The sequence below is a fragment of the Streptomyces sp. BRA346 genome (assembly GCF_052851135.1).
Genome location: NZ_JAIWIH010000035.1, coordinates 82,691 through 101,193, shown reverse-complemented (window position 1 = coordinate 101,193; position 18,503 = coordinate 82,691). Strand labels below are relative to the sequence as shown.

Genomic DNA, 18,503 nt, shown 5'->3' with positions numbered 1-18,503 from the left:
GGCGTTCCATGATCCCCGGAGAGATCTTCCCCGCGGACGAGCCGGTACGGCTCAACGAGGGGCGGCCGGTCATCCGGCTCACCGTGCTCAACGCGGCCGACCGGCCGGTCCAGGTCGGCTCCCACTACCACTTCGCCGAGGCCAACCCGGGCCTTGACTTCGACCGCGCCGCGGCCCGCGGACACCGGCTCCACATCGCCGCGGGCACCGCCGTGCGCTTCGAACCGGGCCTCCCCGTCGAGGTGGAGCTGGTGCCGCTGGCGGGCGCGCGGGTCGTCCCCGGGCTGCGCGGCGAGACGGGAGGCGCGCTGTGACGGAGCTCAGCCGCGCCGCGTACGCGGACCTGTTCGGGCCGACCGCCGGCGACCGTATACGGCTCGCCGACACCGACCTCGTGGTCGAGATCGAGGAGGACCGCTGCGGCGGCCCCGGCCGCTCCGGCGACGAGGCGGTCTTCGGCGGCGGCAAGGTGATCCGCGAGTCCATGGGCCAGGCCCGCACCACCCGCGCCGAGGGCGCCCCCGACACCGTGATCACCGGTGCCGTGGTGCTCGACCACTGGGGCGTGATCAAGGCCGACGTCGGGCTGCGGGACGGCCGTATCACCGGGATCGGCAAGGCCGGGAACCCCGACACCATGGACGGGGTCCACCCCGACCTCGTCATCGGCCCCGAGACCGAGGTCATCGCGGGCAACGGCAGGATCCTCACCGCGGGCGCCATCGACGCCCATGTCCACTTCATCTCCCCGACCCTCGTCGACCAGGCGCTGTCCTCGGGCATCACCACCCTGGTCGGCGGCGGCACCGGGCCCGCCGAGGGCACCAAGGCGACCACCATCACCCCCGGCCCCTGGCACCTTGCCCGGATGTTCGAGGCGCTGGAGGCGTACCCCGTCAACATCGGGCTGCTCGGCAAGGGCAACACCGTCTCGCGCGAGGGCATGTGGTCCCAACTGCGCGGCGGGGCCCTCGGTTTCAAGATTCACGAGGACTGGGGAGCCACACCCGCCGCGATCGACGCGTGCCTCGGCGTGTGCGAGGAGAGCGGCGCCCAGCTCGCCATCCACACCGACACCCTCAACGAGGCCGGGTTCGTCGCCGACACCCTGGCCGCCATCGCCGGACGCTCGATCCACGCGTACCACACCGAAGGCGCGGGCGGCGGCCACGCGCCCGACATCATCACCGTGGTCTCCCAGCCGAACGTGCTGCCCAGCTCGACCAATCCGACCCGGCCGCACACCGTCAACACCGTCGAGGAACACCTCGACATGCTGATGGTCTGCCACCATCTCAACCCGGCCGTCCCCGAGGACCTCGCCTTCGCCGAGTCCCGCATCCGGCCCGGCACCATCGCCGCCGAGGACATCCTCCACGACCTCGGCGCCATCTCGATCATCTCCTCCGACTCCCAGGCCATGGGCCGCATCGGCGAGGTCGTCCTGCGCACCTGGCAGACCGCGCACGTGATGAAGCGGCGCCGCGGCGCCCTGCCGGGGGACGGCCGCGCGGACAACCGACGGGCGCGTCGCTATGTCGCCAAATACACCATCAACCCGGCGGTGGCACAGGGCCTCGACGGCGAGATCGGCTCCGTGGAGCCCGGGAAGCTCGCCGACCTGGTGCTGTGGGAGCCCGCCTTCTTCGGCGTCAAGCCGCACCTGGTGCTCAAGGGCGGGCAGATCGCGTACGCGCAGATGGGCGACGCCAACGCGTCCATCCCCACGCCGCAGCCGGTGCTGCCCCGGCCCATGTTCGGCGCGGTGGGACGCGCCCCGGCCGCCAACTCCTTCAACTTCGTCACCCGGGCCGCCCTGGACGACGGTCTGGCCGACCGGCTCGGCCTCGGGAAGCGGTTCGTGCCGATCCGGGGGACGCGCGGGGTGACCAAGGCGGACATGCGGGAGAACGACGCCATGCCGCGGGTGGAAGTCGACCCGGACACCTTCACGGTGACCATCGACGGCGACCCCGTCGACCCGGCTCCCGCGGCCGAACTCCCCATGGCCCAGCGGTACTTCCTCTTCTGACCGCGATGACCACGAACGCGCCCCCGCCGCCGATGCCCGGCTCCGCCGCGCTGCTCATCCTCGCCGATGGGCGGTTCCCCGCCGGAGGGCACGCCCATTCCGGCGGGGCCGAGGCCGCCGTCAAGGCCGGGCGCATCCACGACGCGGCCACCCTGGAGGCGTTCTGCCGCGGGCGGTTGCACACCGCCGGGCTCACGGCGGCCGCGCTCGCCGCCGCGGCCGCCGCCGGGGTGGATCCGCTGGTGCTCGACGAGGCCGCCGACGCCCGGACCCCCGTTCCCGCGCTGCGCACCACCGCACGGCGGCTCGGCCGACAGCTGATGCGCGCCGCCCGCGCCACCTGGCCCTCGCCCGAGCTGGACGCCCTCGCCGCCGCCCGGCCGCGCGGCGCCCACCAGCCCGTCGTCCAGGGGCTGGCCGCGCGCGCCGCCGGGCTCGACCCGCAGGCCGCCGCGTACGCCGCCGCCTACGAGTCGGCCGGGGGACCGGCGTCCGCGGCCGTACGGCTGCTCAGCCTCGACCCGTTCGACGCCACCACCGTCCTCGCCCGCCTCGCCCCCGAGATCGACCGGATCGCCGCCCGCGCCGCCGAGGCGGCACACCGGGCCCTGGACGAGGGCCCCGGCGCGCTGCCCGCCGCCGCGGCGCCGCTGCTCGACATCGCCGCCGAGCAGCACGCGACCTGGCCCGTCCGCCTCTTCGCCTCGTAACCGCCCGCCTCCTCACCCGCCCCCGGAGCCGCCATGCACCTCGATCACCCCGAGACCTACCCGCAGCGCCACACCCACGCCGCCACCCCGCGCCGCCCCGACGGCACCCGCCGGGCGCTGCGCATCGGGCTGGGCGGGCCGGTCGGCTCCGGCAAGACCGCGACCGTCGCCGCGCTGTGCCGGGCGCTGCGCGACGAGCTGTCGATCGCCGTCGTCACCAACGACATCTACACGCGCGAGGACGCCGAGTTCCTGCTGCGCAACGCGGTGCTGCCCGCGGAGCGCATCAGCGCCGTGGAGACCGGCGCCTGCCCGCACACCGCGATCCGCGACGACATCTCCGCCAACCTCGAAGCGGTCGAGGACCTGGAGGAGGGCGTCGGCCCGCTCGACCTGGTCCTCGTCGAGTCCGGCGGCGACAACCTCACCGCGACCTTCTCCAAGGGCCTGGTCGACGCGCAGGTGTTCGTCATCGACGTCGCGGGCGGCGACGACATCCCGCGCAAGGGCGGCCCGGGCGTGACGACGGCCGACCTCCTCGTCGTCAACAAGACCGACCTCGCCCCGTACGTCGGATCCGACCTGGAGCGCATGGCGCGCGACGCCAAGGAGCAGCGCGGCGATCTGCCGGTCGCCTTCACCTCCCTGGTCGCGCCGGACGGCGTCCGGCCGATCGCCGACTGGGTACGCGAGCGGCTGACCGCTTGGACAGCGCCTCCGGCGGCCCCGGCGTGACCCACACAGGCGGTACGGGCGTACGCGCCACCGCCCGCCTCGTCGCCGAAGCGGACGGCCGCGGTGGCACCGCACTGCCCGTGCTGGCCGGGGACGGGCCGCTGGCCCTGCGGCGGACCCGGGCGGCCGGCGACGGCGCGGCGTGCGTCACCGTGGTCGGCGCGATGAGCGCCCCGCTCGGCGGCGACCGCATCGCGCTGACCGCGGCGGTCGGCCCCGGCGCCCGGCTCCGCGTCGGTTCGGCGGCCGCCACGCTCGCGCTGCCCGGCCGCTCCGCCGAGCCCGCCCACTACGCGATCCGGCTGACCGTCGCCGAGGGTGCCACCCTGGACTGGCTGCCCGAACCGCTGATCTCCGCCCACGGCAGCGATCTGCGCATGACCACCACCGTCGAACTCGCCCCCACCGCCCGCCTGGTGCTGCGCGAGGAACAGATCCTCGGCCGCTTCGGCGAGCCCCCGGGTACGCTGACCAGCCGCCTCACCGTGCACCGCGCCGGGCGGCCGCTGCTGGACCAGGAGCTGTCGTACGGCCCCGGCGCGCCCGGCTGGGACGGCGGCGCGGTGCTCGGCGGGCACCGGGCGGCCGGTCAACTCCTGGTGGTGGACCCGGCGTACGACAGCGATCCCGCCGAGCCCCGGCTGCTCGCCGACACGGCCGTCATCACCCCGCTCACCGGCCCCGCCGCCCTGGTCAGCGCGGTCGCCACGGACGGCCTGCGGCTGCGCCGGATGCTGGACGAGGCGCTCAGCTCGCGGCCGCAGCCGGTGCGATGTCCCGTACGAACACCGGCTTGAGGCGCTTCTCCGGCAGCGCCTCGGGGGGTTGCTCCCAGTCCAGGACATGGGAGACGACGCGCTCGGGCGCCACCTTTCCGGAGCCCGCGAACCGTTGCCATGTGCCGCGCCAAGCGCAGCATCGAGCCGCTGGACCGCAGCGCCGAGCAACTCCAGGCCCTCATCGCCGGTGCGATCAAAGGCTGAGCGGTCTGTGAAGGTGACGTGTTGATAAAGAAACGGCGGTTTGCCCTGTACTCAGCAGTAAGTGAGGCGCGAGGATCCTCCTGACACTCTGTGATCATCGCCGCGCGGCGGCGCAACAAAGCAGGGGGATTTCTACGTGAGACGCACAGCAGTACTCGGCGTGGCCGGCGGCGTGATGACCGGTGCGCTGATAACCGGTGCGCTGGCCGCTCCCACGGCGGGGGCATCGGAGCCCACGCGGACGCCGGGGGGCGCCGCGGAGGCCCGCGGGGCGGCGATCGCCGCGGCGCGGGCCGCGAAGGCGGGCATCGACTGGACGGACTGTCCTGCCGATTGGAAGCTCGCCAAGCCCATTCAGTGCGGCTATGTGACCGTGCCGCTCGACTACGCCAAGCCGAACGGTCGCACCATCAAGATCGCGGTGGACCGCATCGGCAGCACCGGGACCGCCTCCGAGCGGCAGGGTTCGCTGATCTACAACCCGGGCGGACCGGGCGGCTCCGGGCTGAAGTTCCCGACCCGGGTCACCAACAAGAACCCGCTGTGGACGAAGGCCGCGAAGGCGTACGACTTCGTGGGCTTCGACCCGCGCGGGGTGGGCCACTCGGCCGCCATCTCCTGTGTCGACCCGCAGGAGTTCGTCAAGGCGCCCAAGATGGACCCGGTGCCCGACAGCGAGGCGGACAAGCGGGCGCAGCGCAAGCTCGCCGCGGAGTTCGCCGACGGGTGCAAGGAGCGCAGCGGCTGGATGCTGCCGCACATGACGACGCCCAACACCGCCCGCGACATCGACGTCCTCCGGGCCGCGCTCGGCGACAAGAAGCTCAACTACCTCGGCGTGTCCTACGGGACGTACATCGGCGGGGTCTACGCGACGCTCTTCCCCGACCATGTGCGCCGCCTGGTCGTGGACTCCGTGGTGAACCCGTCGCGGGAGAAGATCTGGTACCAGGCCAACCTGGACCAGGACGTGGCGTTCGAAATGCGCTGGGACGACTGGAAGGCGTGGGTGGCCAAGAACGACGCGGCCTACCACATCGGCGACACCCCGGGAGAGGTCCAGGCGCAGTGGGAGAAGCTGCGCGCGACCGCCAAGAAGAGCCCGATCGGCGGGGTCGTCGGTCCGGCCGAGCTGCTCGGCTTCTTCCAGAGCGCCCCGTACTACGACTCGTCGTGGGCCACGGTCGCCGGGGTGTGGAGCGACTACCTGGCCGGTGACGAGAAGGCGCTCGTCGAGGCCGCGGGCCCGGACCTGTCCGACACCGCGGGCAACATCGCCTCGGAGAACGGCAACGCGGTGTACTCCGCCGTGGAGTGCGCCGACGCCAAGTGGCCGACCAGCTGGCGGAAGTGGGACCGGGACAACACCCGGCTGCACCGCGATTACCCGTTCCTGACCTGGTCCAACGCCTGGATGAACCTGCCGTGCGCCACCTGGCCGTCCAAGCAGCACACCCCGCTGGAGGTCGGTGCGGGCAAGGGGCTGCCGAAGACGCTCATCGTGCAGAGCACCCGTGACGCCGCCACCCCGTACGAGGGCGCCGTCGAGCTGCACAAGCGGCTCAAGGGCTCGCGTCTGATCACCGAGAAGGACGCCGGTTCGCACGGCGTCACCGGGCTGGTCAACGCCTGCATCAATGACCGGGTGGACGCCTACCTGCTCAAGGGCACGGTGGACGCCAAGGACGTGACGTGCGCCCCGCACGCCACGCCGAAGCCCGCGAAGGCCGGGGCCGCGAAGGCCGCCGGGGCCGTCGAGTAACGGTCGGCCGAGCCCGCTTCCGTACGAGTCGGCGCCTACGGAAGCGGGTCAGGCGGGGGGTCGCCCATCCGGGCGACCCCCCGTCGCGTTCCCGGGGAAAACTGCCGACTGTACAACTCACCGCCGTGCCCGGCGAGTCGCCACATGTTGTCCGTAATGGTGGCAATTGCACCGCATGTTGGCGGTGTGGGGTTTCGGATTCCCCAGGGGTGTGAGCGAATGCGATCGCTTTCTTGCGCTCATTGAATTCACTCGCCGAATTCGTTACCAAGAAAAAATCATCGTCATTTCGGGATGTGCTCAAACCGCTATGCTCCAGGGCTCATAGCGAGTTCTTCGCACGCATTTTCTCCCGCTGCTTTTAAGGAAGCCGATGGTTTTCGCCGGCGCGTCACCTGGAGGCCGACGGCCCGCCTCCGCGCTCGTATGGCTCATTCCTCCCGCCGCGATGGCGGCCTGCGCGGCGTTCGCCGTGACCGTGGTGTCCACCGGGGCGCGGGCGACGGTCGCCTGGTGCGGCGCGGCGGCGACGCTGGCGGTGGCCCTGGCGGCGGCCGAGTCCGCCCGCCGCGGACGTCTCATCGGCAGGCTGCGCGCACGGGCCGCGGAACAGGACGCCGGGTACCGGCAGCGCCTGGTCGACCAGGAGGTGGAGACCCGGCGGCTGGCCCAGGAGGTGCTGCCCGCGGCCGTGGAGCGGCTCCAGCGCGGTGCCGAGGTCGACGCCGTGATGAAGACCATCGAGCCCTCGCCCGTCCTCGACCCGGACTTCGAGTCCGCGCACCGCGCCGTCCTGCGGACGGTGCTGGAGACCGTGCGGGCCGAGGAGGACCTGCGGGACGCGGCAGGGCGGGCATTCGTCAACGTCGCCCGCCGGGTGCAGGCCATCACCCATCAACAGGCCATGGACATGCGGGACATGGAGGACAAGCACGGGGCCGCCCCCGAGGTCTACAGCGATCTGCTCCACCTCGACCACGGCAACGCGCTGATCGGCCGGCTCGCCGACAGCATCTCGGTGCTGGGCGGCTCCCGCCCGGGCCGCCAGTGGCGCAACCCGGTGCCGCTGTACAACGTGCTGCGCGGCGCCATGTCGCGCATTCTCGAATACCGGCGGGTGGATCTGCACTCGGTGGCCGACGTCGGCATCGTCGGCCCGTCCGTGGAGCCGCTGATCCACGCCCTGGCCGAATTGCTGGACAACGCCACCCGCTACTCCCCGCCCAAGACGCGGGTGCATCTGACGGCGGTCGAGGTCCAGTCCGGGGTGGCGGTCGAGATCGAGGACGCCGGGGTGGGCCTGTCGGAGGAGAGCCGCAGGCGCGCCGAGTACGTACTGGAGCAGGCGGGTACCGGCTTCGACCTCGACGACCTCGGCGAGACGCCCCGGCTGGGCCTGGCCGTGGTCGGCCGACTCGCCGTCAAGTACCGGTTCCAGGTGTCGCTGCGGCCCTCCGCGTACGGCGGCGTCCGCGCGGTGCTCGTCGTCCCGCAGGACGTCATCTGTCCCACCCCTGCCCCCGGCGGTGCCATCGCCCGGGCCCAGAAGCTGCCGCCGCCCAAGCCCATCAAGCGCGCCGCGCCCTACCCGCCGCTGCCCGACAACGCCAACGCCACCGGCCCGGTCGCCCACGACCACAACGGGATCCGCCACAACACCGCGGGACTGCCCCAGCGCCGCCGCCGGATGCCGACCGTGACCCCGCCCATCCGGATCCAGGCCGACCCGGAGCCCGCCCCGGCGGGCCCCCCGGCACCGGCCGAGCCGCCCGTCCAGCCGGGGATGTGGCTGGCCGCGTTCACCAAGGCCGTGTCCGGTGAGGCGGACCCGGCGGACACCTCCGGCCATCCGCACGGCCCGCACGGCGCGGCGCCGTCGGATACGCCGCGCGCCTGGGACAACGCCGTGGACAACGCTTCGGATGAGGGTGAGTAGCAAGTGACGCAAGCGCGGTTCAACATGGACTGGATGCTCCGGGACCTCGCCAAGAGCGTTCCGCAGACCCGCCACGTGGTCCTGCTGTCCTCGGACGGCCTGTGCATGGCCCAGGTCGGTACGGACGAGGAGACCGCCGACCGTCTGGCCGCCGCCTGTGCGGGGCTCCAGAGCCTGTCGACGGCGATCGCCGCCGAATTCCCCACCGGCGACGGGCGGATGCGGCTGGTGGTCATCGAGGTCGACGGCGGTTTCTTCTATCTGATGGCGGCCGGCACCAGCTCCTACCTCGCGGTGCTCGCCGAGGACGGCGTGGACGCCGGGCTGATGGGCCAGTGCATGAGAGACCTGGTCGCCCGGCTCGGCGAACACCTCAGCAGCCCGCCACGGGCCAGCGGACGCATGCCATGAGCCGGACCGGAAAGGGCGCCGACGAAGGCGGCCCCGAACGGCTCTACCTCGTCGACGGCGGCCCCGGCCGGTCCTCGCGGGCGGACACCATCGAACTGGTCAGCCTGATCGTGGCCCGGGCCGAACCCGAGCCGGGCATGCTGCCCGAGGCCGCCGCCGTGCTGCGGATGTGCCACTTCCCGCTCTCCGTGGCCGAGATCTCCGCGTATCTGACGCTGCCCGTCAGCACCGTGACCGTACTCCTCGCCGGTCTGCTCGCCCACCACCAGGTGGAGGCGCGGGCCCCGGTCCCGGCCGCCGTGCTGCCCGACACCGAACTCCTCCAGGCGGTGATGCATGGACTACAGAACCTCTGACACGCTCGTCGGACCCCGCACCGAGGACACCCTCCCGGCCTCCGCCGCCGCGGCCGTCAAGATCGTGATCGTCGGCGGATTCGGGGTCGGCAAGACCACGATGGTCGGCGCCGTGAGCGAGATCCGCCCGCTGACCACCGAGGAGACGATGACCCAGGCCGGGGTCGGCGTCGACGACATCGCCGGGGTGGAACGCAAGACCGAGACCACCGTGGCCATGGACTTCGGCCGCATCAGCCTCAACGAACGGCTGGTGCTCTACCTCTTCGGCACCCCCGGCCAGGAGCGCTTCTGGTTCCTGTGGAACGGCCTCTTCGAGGGCGCGCTCGGCGCCGTGGTCCTCGTCGACACCCGCCGGCTGGAGGTCAGCTTCGACGTCCTGGGCCGGCTGGAGGAGCGGGGCGTCCCCTTCGTCGTCGCCATCAACGCCTTCCCCGGGGCGCCCGTCCACCCCGTCGGCGAGCTGCGCGCGGCCCTGGACCTGCCCGACGCCGTCCCCATCGTCGACTGCGACGCCCGCGACCGCGCCTCCAGCCGCGACACCCTCCTCACCCTCGTGAGCTATCTGCAACACCTCACCACCGTGACCCCGGAGACACCGTGACCCCTCCTCCCGACCAGTGCCCCGCCCACGCCCGGAGCCCCCTCGCCGGTGTGGTGGACCTCTTCGGATCCGAGAACGAGAAGGACCCGATGGGCCTGTACGAGCGGCTGCGCAGCGAACACGGACCGGTGGCCCCGGTGCGGCTCGGCGACGACGTACCGGCCTGGCTGCTGCTGGGCTACCGCGAGAACCTGGAGGTCGCCCGCACCCCCTCCCGCTTCTCCCGCGACTCCCGGTACTGGAGCGCCTGGGGGGAGGGCCGGATCCCGGACGACTCGCCGCTGCTCCCCGTGGTCGGCTGGCAGCCCATGTGCACCTTCGCCGACGGCGACGAGCACGAACGGCTGCGCGCCGCGCTCACCGACAGCATGAACCGGGTCGACCGCCGCGGCATCCGCCGCCACATCACCCGCTTCACCCACGAGCTGGTCAACGACTTCTGCGCCGACGGACAGGCCGAACTGGTCACGGGCTTCGCCCAGCGGCTGCCCATGCTCGTCCTCACCCAGCTGCTCGGCATGCCCGACGAGTACGGCCCACGGCTGGTCGAGGCCACCCGCGACCTGATGAAGGGCTCCGACACGGCCCTGCGCAGCGACCAGTACGTCACCGACACCCTCCGCCAGCTCGTCGAGCGCAAGCGCACCCAGCCCGGCAGCGACCTCGCGTCCTGGCTGCTGAGCCACCCCTCCGAGCTGACCGAGGAGGAGGTCGTCCAGCATCTGCGGCTCGTCCTGCTCACCGGCAACGAGACCACCACCAACCTCATGGCCAACACGCTGCGCATGGTCCTCACCGACCCGCGCTTCCGCGCCTCCCTGGCCGGGGGCCACATGACCCTGCCGGACGCCATCGAGCACGTGCTGTGGAACGAACCGCCGCTCACCGTGATCCCCGGCCGCTGGGCCACCGGCGACACCGAACTGGGCGGACGGCAGATCAAGGCCGGGGACATGCTGCTCCTCGGCCTCGCCGCCGGGAACGTCGACCCCGCCATCCGCCCCGACCTCGGTGCGCCCATGTACGGCAACCGCTCGCACCTGTCGTTCAGCGGCGGCCCGCACGAATGCCCCGGCCAGGACATCGGCCGCGCCATCGCGGACACCGCCATCGACACCCTGCTGCTGCGCCTGCCCGATCTGCGGCTGGACGTGCCGGAGACCGAGCTGAACTGGGTCGCGTCGTGGATCTCCCGCCATCTGGTCGCGCTGCCGGTCGCGTTCATGCCGCGCAGGCCCGAGACGGATCCGGTGGACACCTCCGGCATGCTGCTCGCGCCCAAGCTGCGCCCCACGCGCCGGGTGCCCGCGGACGAGGACGAGGCCTTATCCGCGGACGAAGGCGCCACCGCCGACACCGCGGCCCCGACCGCGCGCGTCCCGTGGTGGACGTCCCTGTGGCGGTGGCTGCGCGGCACCGCGGCGTGACGTAGGGGGTGTCCGCACAGTCGCGTCGGATCAGCCCGCGGCGTCTGGTGCGTGCGATCGCAAGGCGGAGGGTCGTCCTCGTAGTGGGCCTACTCGGACGCGCCCGACAACGCAGCGAGCGTGCGTGCCAGGCGTCGCGGGCCCGGCGGGACTGTGCGGACACCCCCTAGGCCCGCTCAACGGGCCAGCAGCGTCCCCACCGTCAGCAGCGCCAGCACCACCCAGGCGAACCACAGCCAGCCATTGCTCCCCAGCGACACGGTGTAGGCGGTCACCACCACCAGGCCACCCACCGCGCACGCCGTCATCCCCTTGGCAGATCCGGTCATCCCCGACCTCCTCACGGCGGTTCCGGCACCCCGGCCGGAACACCGGCCCCACGGCCGAGACCCCATCGTCTCTCGACCGTGGGGTATCGGCCAGGGGGTGCCTGGCGCCCGCGGGGGCCTAGCGCCCGCGGGCCTGGAGCGACGCCAGATAGGCGTTGTACGCGGCGAGTTCCTGATCGCCGTCGCGGTCCGCCGTACGGTCGTCGCGCCGCGCCTGGCGCTGGTCGGACTTGTACCACTGGTACACCAGCGCCACCAGCACGATCACCGACGGGACCTCGCTGAACGCCCAGGCGATGCCGCCCGCCGCGTTCTGGTCGGACAGCGCGTCGATCCCCAGCGAGCCGGGCGGATGCTCGAACGTGCCGACCATGGGCGCGCTCGCCATCATCAGCGCGATCCCGAAGAACGCGTGGAAGGGCATCCCCGCGAACAGCTCCAGCATCCGCATCACATAGCCCGGCCGGTGCGGCCCCGGGTCCACGCCCATGATCGGCCAGAAGAAGACCAGGCCCACCGCGAGGAAGTGGACCATCATCGCGATGTGCCCGACCTTGGACCCCATCAGGAAGTCGAAGAGCGGCGTGAAGTAGAGCCCGTACAGGCTCGCGATGAACAGCGGGATCGTGAACACCGGATGGGTGATGATCCGCATGTAGCGGCTGTGCAGCAGCGCGACCAGCAGCTCCCGCGGCCCCTTGCGGCCGCGCCCGGCCGCCGGCAGGGCACGCAGGGCCAGCGTCACCGGCGCGCCCAGCAGCAGGAGGATGGGGGAGACCATGCTGATGATCATGTGCTGGACCATATGGACGCTGAACATGACCATGCCGTAGTCGTTCAGCCCGGTGCACATCGCGACCACGACGGTCAGCACACCCGCCACGAACGCCACCAGCCGCCCCACGGGCCAGCTGTCACCGCGCCGCCACAGCCGCACGGCGCCCCAGCCGTACAGGGCGAGCGCGAGCACACAGCCGACGAGGAAGAAGGGATCACCGCCGAACGCCAATCCGCGCGACAGCGTGAACGGCGGCAGATCCATCATCATGCCGTGCCCGCCGTGATCCATCCAGTACTCCTCCCAGTGCGCACGAAATGTGCTCGCACCAGCGTAGAACCGGTCAGATCACAGCACGCACTCGGCCTCGGTGTACCGCTCGGCGGGTACCGTCTTCAGCCGCTCCACCGCGTCCGCGAGCGGTACCATCACGATGTCCGTACCGCGCAGCGCCGTGATCTTGCCGAACTCGCCGCGGTGCACCGCCTCGACGGCGTGCCAGCCGAAGCGGGTGGCCAGCACCCGGTCGTACGCCGTCGGCGTGCCGCCGCGCTGCACATGGCCCAGGATCACCGGCCGGGCCTCCTTCCCCAGCCGCTGTTCCAGTTCGACGGAGAGCTGGCGGGCGATACCGGCGAACCGCTCGTGGCCGTAGACGTCCCGTTCCCCGGCCGCGTACTCCATCGTGCCCTCGCGCGGCTTGGCGCCCTCGGCGGCCACCACGATCGCGAACTTCTTGCCCGCCTCGAACCGTGCCCCGACGGTCGTGGCCAGCTCCTCGATGTCGAACGGGCGCTCCGGCACGACGATCGCGTGGGCGCCCGCGGCCATGCCCGAGTGCAGCGCGATCCAGCCGGTGTGCCGCCCCATGACCTCGACGATCAGCACCCGCTGATGCGACTCCGCGGTGGTCTTGAGCCGGTCCAGGGCTTCGGTCGCCACGCCGACCGCGGTGTCGAAGCCGAAGGTCACATCGGTGGAGGCGATGTCGTTGTCGATCGTCTTCGGGACTCCGACGATCGGCAGCCCGGCGTCCGACAGCATCCGGGCCGCCTTCAGGGTGCCCTCGCCGCCGATCGGGATGACCGCGTCCAGGCCCAGCTCCTCGACGTGGCCCTTCGCGCGCTCCACCCCGTCGCGCAGATGCGCGGGCTGCACCCGTGTCGAGCCGAGGACGGTGCCGCCGAGGGCCAGGATGCCGCTCACGGCGTCCAGGTCGAGCTTGCGGTAGTCGCACTCCAGCAGGCCCTTCCAGCCGTCCTGGAAGCCGATCACCTCGTCGCCGTGGTCGACGACGGCGCGGTGGACGACGGACCTGATGACCGCGTTCAGCCCGGGGCAGTCCCCACCGGACGTGAGCACACCGATGCGCATGGCGCGTGATTCCCTCTGTCTGCGAAAGCCCACCGTTGCGATGGGGGCGACATCCGGACCGCGCTGTCCGGCTGGACGACGACACCCTACAAGCGGCGGACGCCGCGGACCGCGCTTCCCCGCCGGGTGTCCGCGAGGGTGTCCGCACAGTCCCGCCGGGCCCGCGACGCCTGGCACGCTCCCCCAGCTACCGCTGGGAGGTGCCCCCTGACGCCGCGGGCTGACCCGACGCGACCGTGCGGACACCCCCTACGCGCTCAGGCGGGCTGGGCGGTGGCCGCCGCGATCCGCTCGTTGCGCAGCGCCTCGTACCACTGGTCGTCGACCGGCGGCAGCCCGTTCACATCGAGCGCCAGCTTCAGCAGATGGTCCGCGATGTGCGGGTTGCGGGCCATCACCGGGCCGTGCATGTACGTCCCGAAGACGGTGTCCTTGTACGCGCCCTCGTAGCCGTCGCCCGTGCCGTTGCCGTTGCCGTACCGGACGCGCGCGAAGGGGCGTGCGGTCGGTCCCAGGTGGGTGACGCCCTGGTGGTTCTCGAACCCGGTCAGCGGCGGCAGCCCCAGCGGGTCGTCGATGTCGGCCAGCACATCGCCGACGCAGCGGGCGCTCTCGCCGCGGGTGCTGATCACGTCCAGCATGCCCAGGCCCTGCTGGCGCTGCCCGAGGTCGTTGACGAACTCGTGGCCGAGGATCTGGTACCCGGCGCACACCGAGAAGACGATCGCCCCGTTGGCGATCGCGCGGTTCAGCCCGCCGTCCCGCATCAGCCGCTCGGCGGCCAGCCGCTGCGGTCGGTCCTCGCCGCCGCCGATCAGGTAGATGTCCCCGGAGGTGGGGATCTGCTGGTCGGAGCGGACGTCCAGGCGGGAGACGTCCAGCCCGCGCTGGCGCGCCCGGCGCTCCACCACCAGGACGTTGCCCTGGTCGCCGTACGTGCTCAGCAGGTCGGGGTAGACCCAGACCAGACGCAGGCCGTTCTGGCTCGTGCTACGCATCGTCGTGTCTCCTCGTACGGGGGTCAGTTGCCGACCCGGCGGCGCAGGTCCTGGAACGCGGTGTAGTTGGCGATCACCTCGATGCGGCCGGGCGGGGAGATCCGCACCGCCTCGTCCGCGTCCGCGCAGACCCGGAAGTCGAGCCCGGCGACCTCCAGGCGCACCGCGAGGTCCAGCTTGCGGTCGCCGATCACACAGATCGGGTGCCCGGCGAGCCGGGTGTAATCCACGTCCCACAGCCAGGAGGTGTCGGTGCCGTCCGCGCCGCGCGCGTTCACCGAGAGGATCACCGGGGTGGGCGGCGGGTCGATCAGCGAGAACGTCTCCAGCCAGCCGGCCGGGTTCTTCGCCAGCAGCAGCCGCAGCTCGCGCTCCTGGAAGGTGACCACGTCATAGCGGCCGGCGACCGCCTGCACCTGGTACATCCGCTCCAGCGCGACCTGCGGGGGCACCCCGAAGGTGGCGGCGACGGCCGCCGAGGTGGCCGCGTTCGCCTTGTTCGCGCGGCCGGGCAGCTGGAGGTGGATCGGCCAGGCCGCGCCGTGCGGGTCCAGCACGTACTCGCCGTTCAGCGCCCAGCTGGGCACCGGGCGGCGGAAGCCGCACTCGCCGCAGACCCAGTCGTCGCCGGGGCGCTGGAGCACCCCGCCGCACGCCGGGCAGGACCAGGCGTCGTCCTTCCACTCCTGGCCCGCGGCGACCCACACCACATTGGGGCTGGAGGAGGCGGCCCAGACGATGAGCGGGTCGTCCGCGTTCGCGATCACCGTGGCCTTCGTACCGGCCAGGCCCTCCCGCCACTTCTCGGCGAGCATCCGGGTCTCGGCGGCCCGGTCGAGCTGGTCGCGCGAGAGGTTGAGCAGCGCGATGGCCTTGGGCTCGGTGTCGCGCGCCACCCCGGCGAGGTACTTCTCGTCGACCTCGATCACGCCGTACCGGGCGTCGGAGCCGCCCGCCAGCGCCGAGGTGATGCCCGCGGGCATGTTGGCCCCGAGCGCGTTGGAGACCACCGGGCCCGCGGCCCGCAGCGCCTCGGCGATCAGCCGGGTCGTCGTGGTCTTGCCGTTGGTCGCCGACACCAGGATCACGTCCAGGTGGTGCGCCAGCCTGCCGAGCAGATCGGGGTCGAGGCGCAGGGCCACCTTGCCGCCGATCACCGATCCGCTGCCGCGGCCCGCGGCCTTCGACACCGCCGCCGCGGCCCTGCCCGCCGTCACGGCCAGCTTGGCACGTGGCGACAGCGGCTCTGAATTGCCTGCCATCGTCTCTCGATCCTCCTCGCATACCGGCGCCGCACCTGCCCCCCGAGGCACCGGTGGTACGCCCCCTCCGCGCCGAATCGCCAGCCGGGAGGCCACGGTCGGGGATCAGCCTATCGAGATCCGGGCGCTGTCCCGAATTCCGTCGGCCCTTCGGGGGGACCGTACGCTTGGCTGCCATGCGAAACGGCGCGATCCCGGGGAGCCGGGGGACGGTACGGCCCCTGCGGCTGCTCGGTGATCAGGCGCTGCGCGCGCCCTGCGAGGAGGTCACGGACTTCGACGCGGCGCTCGCCCGGCTGGTCGAGGACCTGTTCGCCACGATGTACGCGGCGAGCGGGGTCGGTCTTGCCGCCAACCAGATCGGCGTGGGGCTGCGGGTCTTCGTGTACGACTGCCCGGACGACGAGGACCGGCGTCATCTGGGGCACGTGGTCAACCCGCGGCTCGCGGAGGCCGACGGGGTGACCGTGCGGGGCACCGAGGGCTGTCTGTCGCTGCCGGGCATCGAGTCGGGCACCCCGCGGTTCGACCGCGCGGTGGTGGAGGGCGTGACGGTGACCGGGGAGCCGGTGCGCGTCGAGGGCAGCGGCTTCTTCGCCCGCTGCCTCCAGCACGAATGCGACCACCTGGACGGCGGGCTCTTCCTGGACCGGCTGGGGGGCGTGCGGCGGCGCCGGGTGCTGTGGGCGGCCCGCCGCGCGCCGTGGGCGCGCGGGCGGGCGTGAGCCCGGGGTCTCAGAACAGCCCGGGGGCGCCGGCGCGGTCGTCCACCAGGGCCAGCCGCCCCCACAGCAGATCGGTGAGGTGGTGCACCAACCGCTCGCGCGAGCAGGGCCGTTCCCGCAGCCACCAGTCGCCCGCGGCGTGCATCATGCCGACGATCCCATGGCCCCAGATCCGGGCCACCTCCTCGCCGCCGGGGCCGAGTTCGACCCGGTCGGCGATGACCTTGGCCAGCTCGTCGCCCATGCGGCGCAGCAGCGGCGCGGAGTGGTGGCCCACGTCGAAGCCCTGCTCCTGCTGCTGGCCCTGGTCGGCCGGGTGCATCAGGAAGCGGTACACCTGGGGCCGGGCCTCGATCGCCGCCAGATAGGTGTCCAGGGTGGCCGCCACCCGTCCGCGGCGGTCGGGCGCGGGGGCGTCCAGGGCCTTGCGCAGCGAGGCGAGCAGGGCGTCGGTGTGGCGCACCGCGAGGGCCCGGTAGAGCCCTCCCTTGTCGCCGAAATGCCGGTACAGAATGGGCTTGGTGATGCCCGCCTCGGCGGCGATCGCGTTCATCGAGGCCTCGGGGCCGTCGCGCAGCACCACCCGGTCGGCGGCCTCCAGCAACTCCTTGCGGCGCCGTGCGGCGGCCTCCTGCTGCTGGTCCTCGCGCTGGCTGGTCCCGGTCTCCATGACGTGGCCTCCCCGCCCCCTGACGTGTTCACGCGTTACATGAATGGGCACCGCGTATCTGCGCAACGTAACACCCGGCCGGGGCAAGGTGATCGCACGGCCGTGGAGTTGACATCGCCTACTGACCAGTAACAGACTGCTGTTACCTACGGTAACAGCAGGCGCGGCAGGTGGAGGGGCCATGGCGGAGTTCTCGTTCGAACTCAACGATGATCAGAAGGCAGTGCGTGAGTGGATCCACGGCTTCGCCGCGGACGTCATGCGCCCCGCCGCCGCGGAATGGGACGAGCGCGAGGAAACCCCCTGGCCGATTATCCAGGAGGCGGCCAAGATCGGCCTGTACTCCCTGGACTTCTACGCCCAGCAGTACTTCGACCCCACCGGCCTCGGCATCCCCATGGCCATGGAGGAGCTGTTCTGGGGCGACGCGGGGATCGCCCTGTCCATCGTCGGCACCGGCCTGGCCGCCGTCGGCGTGCTCGCCAACGGCACCGAGGAGCAGATCGGCACCTGGATCCCGCAGATGTACGGCGACGCCAATGACGTGAAGGTCGCCGCCTTCTGCTCCTCCGAGCCCGACGCGGGCTCCGACGTCTCCGCCATGCGCACCCGGGCCGTCTACGACGAGGCCAAGGACGAGTGGGTCATCAACGGCACCAAGACCTGGGCCACCAACGGCGGCATCGCGAGCGTCCACGTCGTCGTCGCGGCCGTCGACCCCGACCTCGGCTCCAAGGGCCACGCGTCCTTCATCATCCCGCCGGACACCCCCGGACTGTCCCAGGGCCAGAAGTTCAAGAAGCACGGCATCCGCGCCTCGCACACCGCCGAGGTGGTCCTCGACGACGTACGGGTGCCCGGCAGCTGCCTCCTCGGCGGCAAGGAGAAGCTGGACGAACGCCTCGCCCGGGCCCGCGAGCGGGCCACGGCGGGCGGCGAGCGGCTGAAGAACGCCGCGATGGCCACCTTCGAGGCGTCCCGCCCGGCCGTCGGCGCCATGGCCGTCGGCACCGCCCGCGCCGCGTACGAGGTCGCGCTGGACTACGCCAAGACCCGGCAGCAGTTCGGGCGCCCCGTCATCGACAACCAGGGCGTCGCCTTCCAGCTCGCCGACATGCGCACCCGGATCGACGCCTCGCGCCTGCTGGTGTGGCGGGCCTCCTGGATGGCCGTGAACGGCAAGCCCTTCGACTCGGCCGAGGGCTCCATGTCCAAGCTGTTCGCGAGCGAAACCGCCAAGACGGTCACCGCCCAGGCGGTCCAGATCCTCGGTGGCAACGGCTTCACCCGCGAATACCCGGTCGAGCGCATGCACCGCGATGCCGCGATCTACACCATCTTCGAGGGCACGAGCGAGATCCAGCGCCTGGTCATCGCCCGTACGCTCTCCGGGGTCCCGATCCGCTAGCGG

The 18,503-nt window shown here is 72.3% G+C and carries 19 protein-coding genes and 1 pseudogene; 13 read left to right on the top strand and 7 right to left on the bottom strand.

Features of this window, described 5'->3' with window-relative positions; all coding sequences use genetic code 11:
* Nucleotides 1–8: 8 nt before the first annotated feature.
* Genes LCH29_RS32845 through LCH29_RS32825 form a run of 5 tightly spaced genes read left to right on the top strand, consistent with a single transcriptional unit; the run spans nucleotide 9 to nucleotide 4,274 of the window.
* Entirely contained in the window at nucleotides 9–314 is a 306-nt protein-coding gene (locus LCH29_RS32845; protein WP_446465335.1) for an urease subunit beta, read from the top strand.
* Nucleotides 311–2,032: an urease subunit alpha gene (locus LCH29_RS32840; RefSeq protein WP_446465334.1), complete on the top strand. Its 1,722-nt coding sequence runs from the start codon at nucleotides 311–313 to the stop codon at nucleotides 2,030–2,032. The genes LCH29_RS32845 and LCH29_RS32840 overlap by 4 nt, the downstream gene beginning before the upstream one ends.
* A 5-nt stretch (nucleotides 2,033–2,037) precedes the next feature.
* On the top strand, nucleotides 2,038–2,742 hold the full coding sequence (locus tag LCH29_RS32835; RefSeq protein ID WP_446465333.1) for an urease accessory protein UreF: 705 nt from the start codon (nucleotides 2,038–2,040) through the stop codon (nucleotides 2,740–2,742).
* Nucleotides 2,743–2,775: 33 nt separating this feature from the next.
* Entirely contained in the window at nucleotides 2,776–3,477 is a 702-nt protein-coding gene (gene ureG, locus LCH29_RS32830) for an urease accessory protein UreG (protein WP_446465332.1), read from the top strand.
* Nucleotides 3,474–4,274: an urease accessory protein UreD gene (locus tag LCH29_RS32825; RefSeq protein ID WP_446465331.1), complete on the top strand. Its 801-nt coding sequence runs from the start codon at nucleotides 3,474–3,476 to the stop codon at nucleotides 4,272–4,274. The genes ureG and LCH29_RS32825 overlap by 4 nt, the downstream gene beginning before the upstream one ends.
* Here the strand turns inward: LCH29_RS32825 and LCH29_RS32820 are convergent.
* Nucleotides 4,225–4,362: pseudogene (locus tag LCH29_RS32820) on the bottom strand (zinc-dependent alcohol dehydrogenase); the annotation flags it as partial. The gene LCH29_RS32825 and the pseudogene LCH29_RS32820 overlap by 50 nt on opposite strands.
* 273 nt (nucleotides 4,363–4,635) lie before the next feature.
* Between LCH29_RS32820 and LCH29_RS32815 the strand changes: the two are divergent.
* The 6 genes from LCH29_RS32815 to LCH29_RS32790 all read left to right on the top strand — a co-directional run bounded on the left by LCH29_RS32815 (nucleotide 4,636) and on the right by LCH29_RS32790 (nucleotide 10,956).
* Nucleotides 4,636–6,222 (top strand): alpha/beta hydrolase, encoded by a 1,587-nt coding sequence (locus LCH29_RS32815; RefSeq protein ID WP_446465448.1) that lies wholly within the window; start codon nucleotides 4,636–4,638, stop codon nucleotides 6,220–6,222.
* A 373-nt stretch (nucleotides 6,223–6,595) separates the two neighbouring features.
* On the top strand, nucleotides 6,596–8,158 hold the full coding sequence (locus tag LCH29_RS32810; protein ID WP_446465330.1) for a sensor histidine kinase: 1,563 nt from the start codon (nucleotides 6,596–6,598) through the stop codon (nucleotides 8,156–8,158).
* A 24-nt stretch (nucleotides 8,159–8,182) separates the two neighbouring features.
* Entirely contained in the window at nucleotides 8,183–8,569 is a 387-nt protein-coding gene (locus tag LCH29_RS32805) for a roadblock/LC7 domain-containing protein (protein ID WP_184503146.1), read from the top strand.
* Nucleotides 8,566–8,925, top strand: a complete 360-nt coding sequence (locus LCH29_RS32800; protein ID WP_446465329.1) for a DUF742 domain-containing protein — start codon at nucleotides 8,566–8,568, stop codon at nucleotides 8,923–8,925. Before LCH29_RS32805 ends, LCH29_RS32800 begins: the two co-directional genes overlap by 4 nt.
* Entirely contained in the window at nucleotides 8,906–9,529 is a 624-nt protein-coding gene (locus LCH29_RS32795; protein ID WP_446465328.1) for a GTP-binding protein, read from the top strand. Before LCH29_RS32800 ends, LCH29_RS32795 begins: the two co-directional genes overlap by 20 nt.
* Nucleotides 9,526–10,956, top strand: coding sequence for a cytochrome P450 (locus tag LCH29_RS32790; RefSeq protein ID WP_446465327.1), 1,431 nt, complete (start codon nucleotides 9,526–9,528; stop codon nucleotides 10,954–10,956). Before LCH29_RS32795 ends, LCH29_RS32790 begins: the two co-directional genes overlap by 4 nt.
* Nucleotides 10,957–11,132: 176 nt before the next feature.
* On the opposite strand, the gene LCH29_RS32785 is transcribed toward LCH29_RS32790, so the two are convergent.
* From LCH29_RS32785 to LCH29_RS32765, 5 genes are all read right to left on the bottom strand, one after another.
* Entirely contained in the window at nucleotides 11,133–11,285 is a 153-nt protein-coding gene (locus LCH29_RS32785) for a hypothetical protein (RefSeq protein WP_179932627.1), read from the bottom strand.
* A 118-nt stretch (nucleotides 11,286–11,403) separates the two neighbouring features.
* Nucleotides 11,404–12,354 (bottom strand): cytochrome c oxidase assembly protein, encoded by a 951-nt coding sequence (locus tag LCH29_RS32780; RefSeq protein ID WP_446465326.1) that lies wholly within the window; start codon nucleotides 12,352–12,354, stop codon nucleotides 11,404–11,406.
* A 57-nt stretch (nucleotides 12,355–12,411) separates the two neighbouring features.
* Complete coding sequence (locus tag LCH29_RS32775; protein WP_446465325.1) at nucleotides 12,412–13,437, bottom strand: 6-phosphofructokinase; 1,026 nt, start codon at nucleotides 13,435–13,437, stop codon at nucleotides 12,412–12,414.
* A gap of 257 nt (nucleotides 13,438–13,694) precedes the next feature.
* On the bottom strand, nucleotides 13,695–14,435 hold the full coding sequence (locus tag LCH29_RS32770; RefSeq protein ID WP_446465324.1) for a type 1 glutamine amidotransferase: 741 nt from the start codon (nucleotides 14,433–14,435) through the stop codon (nucleotides 13,695–13,697).
* 23 nt (nucleotides 14,436–14,458) lie between these two features.
* Nucleotides 14,459–15,697, bottom strand: coding sequence for a MurT ligase domain-containing protein (locus tag LCH29_RS32765; protein WP_446465323.1), 1,239 nt, complete (start codon nucleotides 15,695–15,697; stop codon nucleotides 14,459–14,461).
* 176 nt (nucleotides 15,698–15,873) lie between these two features.
* On the opposite strand from LCH29_RS32765, the gene def reads away from it, so the two are divergent.
* Nucleotides 15,874–16,422: a peptide deformylase gene (gene def, locus LCH29_RS32760; protein ID WP_446465322.1), complete on the top strand. Its 549-nt coding sequence runs from the start codon at nucleotides 15,874–15,876 to the stop codon at nucleotides 16,420–16,422.
* A gap of 10 nt (nucleotides 16,423–16,432) precedes the next feature.
* Here def and LCH29_RS32755 read toward each other — a convergent pair whose 3' ends face one another.
* A complete protein-coding gene (locus LCH29_RS32755; protein WP_446465321.1) occupies nucleotides 16,433–17,092 on the bottom strand; it encodes a TetR family transcriptional regulator in 660 nt (219 codons plus the stop codon).
* Between the two features lie 181 nt (nucleotides 17,093–17,273).
* On the opposite strand from LCH29_RS32755, the gene LCH29_RS32750 reads away from it, so the two are divergent.
* Nucleotides 17,274–18,500, top strand: a complete 1,227-nt coding sequence (locus tag LCH29_RS32750) for an acyl-CoA dehydrogenase family protein (RefSeq protein WP_446465320.1) — start codon at nucleotides 17,274–17,276, stop codon at nucleotides 18,498–18,500.
* Nucleotides 18,501–18,503 lie beyond the last annotated feature (3 nt).

Bases quoted from the DNA above. Each gene is read 5' to 3' on its own strand.
- LCH29_RS32770 (WP_446465324.1), bottom strand. From the start codon at position 14,435: ATGCGTAGCACGAGCCAGAACGGCCTGCGTCTGGTCTGGGTCTACCCC.
- ureG (WP_446465332.1), top strand. From the start codon at position 2,776: ATGCACCTCGATCACCCCGAGACCTACCCGCAGCGCCACACCCACGCC.
- LCH29_RS32765 (WP_446465323.1), bottom strand. From the start codon at position 15,697: ATGGCAGGCAATTCAGAGCCGCTGTCGCCACGTGCCAAGCTGGCCGTG.
- LCH29_RS32775 (WP_446465325.1), bottom strand. From the start codon at position 13,437: ATGCGCATCGGTGTGCTCACGTCCGGTGGGGACTGCCCCGGGCTGAAC.
- LCH29_RS32815 (WP_446465448.1), top strand. From the start codon at position 4,636: ATGACCGGTGCGCTGATAACCGGTGCGCTGGCCGCTCCCACGGCGGGG.
- LCH29_RS32755 (WP_446465321.1), bottom strand. From the start codon at position 17,092: ATGGAGACCGGGACCAGCCAGCGCGAGGACCAGCAGCAGGAGGCCGCC.
- LCH29_RS32800 (WP_446465329.1), top strand. From the start codon at position 8,566: ATGAGCCGGACCGGAAAGGGCGCCGACGAAGGCGGCCCCGAACGGCTC.
- LCH29_RS32785 (WP_179932627.1), bottom strand. From the start codon at position 11,285: ATGACCGGATCTGCCAAGGGGATGACGGCGTGCGCGGTGGGTGGCCTG.
- LCH29_RS32795 (WP_446465328.1), top strand. From the start codon at position 8,906: ATGGACTACAGAACCTCTGACACGCTCGTCGGACCCCGCACCGAGGAC.
- LCH29_RS32810 (WP_446465330.1), top strand. From the start codon at position 6,596: ATGGTTTTCGCCGGCGCGTCACCTGGAGGCCGACGGCCCGCCTCCGCG.
- LCH29_RS32780 (WP_446465326.1), bottom strand. From the start codon at position 12,354: ATGGATCACGGCGGGCACGGCATGATGATGGATCTGCCGCCGTTCACG.
- LCH29_RS32835 (WP_446465333.1), top strand. From the start codon at position 2,038: ATGACCACGAACGCGCCCCCGCCGCCGATGCCCGGCTCCGCCGCGCTG.
- def (WP_446465322.1), top strand. From the start codon at position 15,874: ATGCGAAACGGCGCGATCCCGGGGAGCCGGGGGACGGTACGGCCCCTG.
- LCH29_RS32750 (WP_446465320.1), top strand. From the start codon at position 17,274: ATGGCGGAGTTCTCGTTCGAACTCAACGATGATCAGAAGGCAGTGCGT.
- LCH29_RS32845 (WP_446465335.1), top strand. From the start codon at position 9: ATGATCCCCGGAGAGATCTTCCCCGCGGACGAGCCGGTACGGCTCAAC.
- LCH29_RS32805 (WP_184503146.1), top strand. From the start codon at position 8,183: ATGGACTGGATGCTCCGGGACCTCGCCAAGAGCGTTCCGCAGACCCGC.